The 5,461-nt window shown below is 64.7% G+C and carries 7 protein-coding genes; 1 reads left to right on the top strand and 6 read right to left on the bottom strand.

All coding sequences use genetic code 11. The features are described from left to right. Positions 1 to 307 precede the first annotated feature (307 nt). Positions 308 to 1,250, top strand: a protein-coding gene (locus EV664_RS19080; RefSeq protein ID WP_162848909.1) for an IS630 family transposase whose coding sequence is annotated in 2 segments (ribosomal slippage) — positions 308 to 643 and positions 645 to 1,250 — 942 coding nt in all. Because the reading frame shifts where the segments join, the coding sequence is not laid out codon by codon here. Positions 1,251 to 1,323: 73 nt separating this feature from the next. Here the strand turns inward: EV664_RS19080 and arsH are convergent. From arsH to EV664_RS19050, 6 genes are read right to left on the bottom strand one after another with little or no spacing between them, the layout of a single operon-like run. Next, positions 1,324 to 2,067, bottom strand: a complete 744-nt coding sequence (arsH, locus tag EV664_RS19075) for an arsenical resistance protein ArsH (protein ID WP_162848908.1) — start codon at positions 2,065 to 2,067, stop codon at positions 1,324 to 1,326. Between the two features lie 23 nt (positions 2,068 to 2,090). Then, a complete protein-coding gene (locus EV664_RS19070) occupies positions 2,091 to 2,414 on the bottom strand; it encodes a YnfA family protein (RefSeq protein ID WP_133497233.1) in 324 nt (107 codons plus the stop codon). After that, positions 2,411 to 3,697, bottom strand: coding sequence for an arsenic transporter (locus EV664_RS19065; RefSeq protein ID WP_133497232.1), 1,287 nt, complete (start codon positions 3,695 to 3,697; stop codon positions 2,411 to 2,413). Before EV664_RS19065 ends, EV664_RS19070 begins: the two co-directional genes overlap by 4 nt. Continuing rightward, entirely contained in the window at positions 3,697 to 4,128 is a 432-nt protein-coding gene (gene arsC / locus EV664_RS19060; RefSeq protein WP_133497231.1) for an arsenate reductase (glutaredoxin), read from the bottom strand. Before arsC ends, EV664_RS19065 begins: the two co-directional genes overlap by 1 nt. Then, a complete protein-coding gene (locus EV664_RS19055) occupies positions 4,125 to 4,658 on the bottom strand; it encodes an arsenate reductase ArsC (protein WP_133497230.1) in 534 nt (177 codons plus the stop codon). Before EV664_RS19055 ends, arsC begins: the two co-directional genes overlap by 4 nt. 11 nt (positions 4,659 to 4,669) lie before the next feature. After that, positions 4,670 to 5,002, bottom strand: coding sequence for an ArsR/SmtB family transcription factor (locus EV664_RS19050; protein ID WP_133497229.1), 333 nt, complete (start codon positions 5,000 to 5,002; stop codon positions 4,670 to 4,672). Positions 5,003 to 5,461 lie beyond the last annotated feature (459 nt).

The raw sequence follows: 5,461 nt of genomic DNA, 5'->3' as shown, positions 1-5,461 counted from the left end.
CCCCCAATACGGTTGTTGCCATCACGCCCAGTGAAGGGCATCAAAACGGCCCAAGGCTCTACTCGTAAATGGTAGAAACTACGGGCTCAGACCACAATGAAGAGCTGCCTTCTCCGCTGAACGAACGGCAGGTTTCAAGGGAGCCGCTTGAAGGCTCGAATGTCGGCTATGTCGGCGAGAACCGTCAGCACGCTGGAGTGCGAGGGTCGGCCACTAGAGCATGATCTTGTTTGATTGAATCGATTGGGGATTCACGCGGGACGATTTTTCTGATTCAACCTGTTGGCTGGGCAGGAGGCCAGCAGGGATGAGCCGAGCCTATTCGATTGATCTTCGTGAGCGTGTTGTTGCGGCGATGGCCTCGGGGGCTTCTGCCCGAGCGGCTGCGGCGCAGTTCGGTGTGAGCGTTGCAAGCGCGGTGCGCTGGTCGCAGCGCCAGCGCCGGACTGGCGGGGTCGCACCGGGAAGACTGGGCGGACACCGCAAGCCGGTGCTGCTGCCGGAGCGGGAGTGGCTGCTGGCGCGCATTGCGGCCGAGCCCGACCTGACTTTGCGCGCGCTGTTGGGCGAGCTGAGGGACCGCGGCGTAAAGGCGAGCTATGGCGCATTGTGGCTGTTCCTCGATCGCGAGAGGCTGTCGTTCAAAAAAAAGCCTGTTCGCCAGCGAGCAGGATCGTCCGGCCGTCGCCCGCCGACGGATGCAGTGGCGCAAATACCAGAACCGGCTTGATCCAACACGCCTCGTCTTCATCGACGAGACCTGGGCCAAGACCAATATGACCCGCACCCATGGCCGCGCCCCGCGTGGCGAGCGCCTGCATGCGAAAGTGCCGTTCGGCCACTGGCGCACGCTGACCTTCCTCGCCGCGCTGCGCCACGATCGGATCGATGCGCCCTGCGTGCTCGACGGACCGATCAACGGGCAGCTCTTCCTCGCCTATGTCGAACAGTTCCTCGTCCCGACCCTCGCGCCCGGCGATATCGTCATCATGGACAACCTCGGCAGCCACAAGGGACAGGCGGCGCGTCAGGCCATCCGCAGTTGCGGCGCAAGGCTCCTGTTCCTCCCGCCATACAGCCCGGACCTCAACCCGATCGAGCAGGTCTTCGCCAAGCTCAAGACGCTCCTGCGAAAGGCAAACGAACGATCCGTCGAGGCCACCTGGAAACGCATCGGCTCACTGCTCGACGCCTTCTCTCCAAGCGAGTGTGCAAACTATCTCAAAAACAGCGGATATGCTTCAATCTAAGATGATCACACTCTAGGCGCCCAATCTCGGTCATCTGCTCGCTGCAATGCCAACGCTGGAAGCGATCATCCAATCACGAGCGAATGGCGATTGCTGACAGGTCTTGATTTGGGTCGAGGGGGCGGTCATCCGCTTTGCGCTCCGAATAGCGATCGACCAGTTGCTCGGCATGGGGACGGAGCAGCACGGTGAAGCGCACCAGCTCCTCCATCACGTCGACGATGCGGTCATAGAGCGGCGAGGGTTTCATCCGCCCGGTCTCGTCGAACTCCTCATAGGCCTTGGGCACGCTTGACTGGTTGGGGATCGTCACCATCCGCATCCAGCGGCCGAGCAGGCGCAGCGTGTTGACGCTGTTGAACGACTGCGAGCCGCCCGAGACCTGCATCACCGCGAGCGTGCGCCCCTGCGTCGGCCGCATGCCGCCGATGTTGAGCGGCAAGTGATCGATCTGCGCTTTCATGATCGCGCTGACCTGGCCGTGGCGTTCGGGGCTGCACCACACCATGCCCTCGGACCAGAAAGCGTGTTCGCGCAACTCGGCGACCGCAGCGTGATTGTCGCCGGCGACCTGATCGGGCAGCGGCAGGTCGGCGGGATCGAAGATGCGGGTCTCCGCGCCGAACAAGTGCAACAGCCGCGCCGCCTCCTCGACCGCGAGCCGCGAATAGGATCGCTCGCGCAGGCTGCCGTAGAGCAGCAGAATGCGCGGGCGCGGGCTGTCATCGCCGAGTCCGAGCGCGGGCCGTTCATGGACATAGGCCGGGTCGAGCGCGGGAAGGTGATCGAGCTCGGGAAGCGGGCGCAGACGGGACAAGCGAAACTCCGAAAACAGAAAGCTCAGCCGCGCGGGCCGAACAGGATGATGGCGGCGCCGGCGAGCACGACCGCACCGCCGGCGACGTCCCAGCGATCGGGCGTCGTGCCTTCGACGACCCACAGCCATAGCAGCGAAGCAGCCACATAGACGCCGCCATAGGCGGCATAGGCACGCCCGGCTTCGTCGGTCGGCACCTGCGCGAGCAGCCAGGCGAACAGCGCGAGCACGGCGAGCCCCGGGACGATCCAAGCCGGCGTGCGGTCGAGCCGCCACCACGCCCAGAACGCGAAGCAGCCCGCGATCTCGCACAGCGCGGCCAGCGGATAGGCGAGATAGCCGGTCATGCCAGCGTCAGGCGCAGCGCCAGCGCCGCCAGCGTCACGAGCAGGATCGGCGTCGTCAGCGTGATGCCGACGCGGAAATAATAGCCCCAGGCGATCTTCACGCCCTTCTGCCCCAGCACGTGCAGCCACAAGAGCGTGGCCAGCGAGCCGATCGGGGTGATCTTGGGCCCGAGGTCGCAACCGATGACGTTGGCGTAGACCATCGCCTGGTGCACTGTGCCGGTGGCCTGCGTCGCGTCGATCGACAGCGCGCCGACGAGCACGGTCGGCATGTTGTTCATGATCGACGACAGCAATGCCGCCAGGATGCCGGTGCCGAATGCCGCGCCCCACACCCCGCCCTCGCTCGCGCGGGTCAGCAGCCCGGCCAGCGCGTCGGTCAGCCCGGCATTCTTGAGACCGTAGACGACCAGATACATGCCGAGCGAGAAGATCACGACCTGCCAAGGGGCCTCGCGGATCACCGTGCGCGTCGGGATGACGGGGCCGCGCGCGGCAATGGCGATGAGCACGACGGCGCCGACGGCGGCCACCGCGCTCACCGGCACGCCGAGCGGATCGAGCACGAAGAACCCGGCGAGCAGCAACGCCAGCACCACCCAACCGGCGCGGAAGGTGGCGTGGTCGCGGATCGCCTCGGCGGGCGCGCGCAATTGCGCGACGTCGTAGCGGGCCGGAATATCTTTGCGGAAGAAGATCATCAGCGCCGCCAGCGTCGCAGCAATCGCGGCGAGATCGACCGGGATCATCACCAGCGCATAGCGGCCGAAGCCGATATGGAAGAAATCAGCCGAGACGATATTGACGAGATTGGAGACGACCAGCGGCAGGCTGGAGGTATCGGCGATGAACCCCGCCGCCATCACGAAAGCCAGCGTCGCCTTCTCGTCATAGCCCAGCGCGCGCAGCATCGCGATGACGATCGGGGTGAGGATCAGCGCCGCGCCGTCATTGGCGAACAGCGCCGCGACGCCCGCGCCGAGTAATACGACCAGCGCGAACAGCCAGCGCCCGTCGCCGCCGCCCCAGCGCGCGACATGCAGCGCCGCCCATTCGAAGAAGCCGGCGCGGTCGAGGACCAGGCTGATCAGGATCACCGCGACGAACGCGCCGGTGGCGTTCCAGATGATGTCCCATACCACCGGAATGTCGCCGAGCGAGATAACCCCCGTCAGCAGCGCGACAGTCGCGCCGCCGATCGCGCTCCAGCCGATACCCAGTCCTTTGGGCTGCCAGATCACCAGGGTGATCGTGGCGACGAAGATCAGGATCGCGAGCAGCATCAGCCGATACACTCGCCGGCGTCGCCGACGACGCGCTCGCCGTCCTCCTTGGTAAAGGCGCCGCGCTGCGCGCTCGGCAGAATGTCGAGCACGACTTCCGAGGGCCGGCACAGCCTGACCCCGATCGGCGTCACCACCAGCGGCCGGTTGATAAGGATCGGATGCGCCATCATCGCATCGATCAGAGCTGCATCGGACAGGCTGTCATCGCCGAGGCCGAGTTCCGCATAGGGCGTGCCCTTTTCGCGTAGCAGCGCGCGCGGGGTCAGCCCGCCGCGGGCGATCAGTTGTTCGAGCATCGCGCGCGACGGCGGCGTCTGGAGATACTCGATCACATGCGGCTCAATCCCGGCATTACGGATCATCGCCAGCGTGTTGCGCGAGGTGCCGCAATCGGGATTGTGATAGATGACGACGTCGATCGCGGTCATGCCGCACCTTCCGGCGTGCCCTGCGCGAGCGGGGTCGCGCCGTCGCGGGCGCCGATCTCGTTCAGGCTGCGCTTGAGCGCGAGCCGGTCAAGGCTCTCTATCGGCAAGGCAAGCAGCAACTGGATGCGGGTATGGAGATAACGCATCGCGGTGAGGAACGCCTGTTCCTGCCCGGGGCCTTCGGCGGCGGTCGGATCCTCGATCCCCCAATGCGCGGTCATCGGATAGCCGGGCCATACCGGGCAGGCCTCGCCGGCCGCATCGTCACACACGGTGAAGATCAAATCGATCGTTGGCGCATCGGGGCCGGCGAATTCGTCCCAGCTCTTCGAGCGATAGCCATCGGTGGGAAGGCCCATCTGCGTGATCAGCTTCAGCGCCATCGGATGCGGCGCATCCTTCGGGAAGCTGCCCGCGCTATAGGCGCGGAACCGGCCTTCGCCGTCGCGATTGAGCAGCGCCTCGGCCATGATCGACCGGGCGGAATTGCCCGTGCACAGGAACAGCGCGTTGTAGGAACGCTCAGGCATGATCGGCTCCTTCAGCAGCAATCGGCGAGTTCGGTGACGAGCGGCGCGCACAGCTCGGCGCGACCGCCACAGCAATCCTTGGCGAGAAACAGCATCAGCGCGCGCAGTCGCTCGATATCGGCGCGCTGGATCATCTGCCGCCCGCGCTTGTCCGGAATGACGAGCCCGGCGGCGACGAGGATGGCGAGATGGCTCGAAAATGTGCTCTGGGAGAGACCGGAAGCATCGACGAGCTGACCGGTCGAAAGCCCGTCGGGCTCGGCCTGAACGAGCAGGCGGAAGGCGGCAAGTCGCGTCGGATGCGCGAGCGAGGCAAGCGCTGCGAGGGCGTCGTCAGTCGTCATCCCATCGACTTTTATCGATGGGAATGCGCCCGGTCAATTCGCATCGTAGATTTACGATGGATCGCGGCCGCTATCTATGTAGCCGTTGCTAAAGGCGGAATGTCGGCAAGCGGGCCAGTTCAGGCCGAAAATGCTGGCAGTTGGCGAGAGTGAACTTGAGGAACTCGAGTATACAGCATCACTCGTCTCGGTCGTCGCGAGAGCAAGAGCGCAACGAACGTTCACTTCGAAGCGCCAACGAACGCCACCGGTCGGCGACTATTTTATGACCGCTTTTATGACGAAGATCAGTAAACCCGATAAAACCCTTTAATTTCAGTGCGGCAAGGCGGACTCCGTCTCCGCCACCAGCCATTGATTTTACTAGGCTCAGGACTCATTGATTGAGCCAGAAGATGACGGTTGCAGCGATGCAGATGGCGGACATGAAGGTGTGGGCGCAGCGATCATAGCGCGTGT

The organism is Stakelama pacifica (assembly GCF_004361835.1).
Taxonomy (GTDB): Bacteria; Pseudomonadota; Alphaproteobacteria; order Sphingomonadales; family Sphingomonadaceae; genus Sphingomonas; species Sphingomonas pacifica.
Note: the sequence above shows the minus strand (reverse complement) of the source record. Positions and strands in the feature narration are given on the sequence as shown.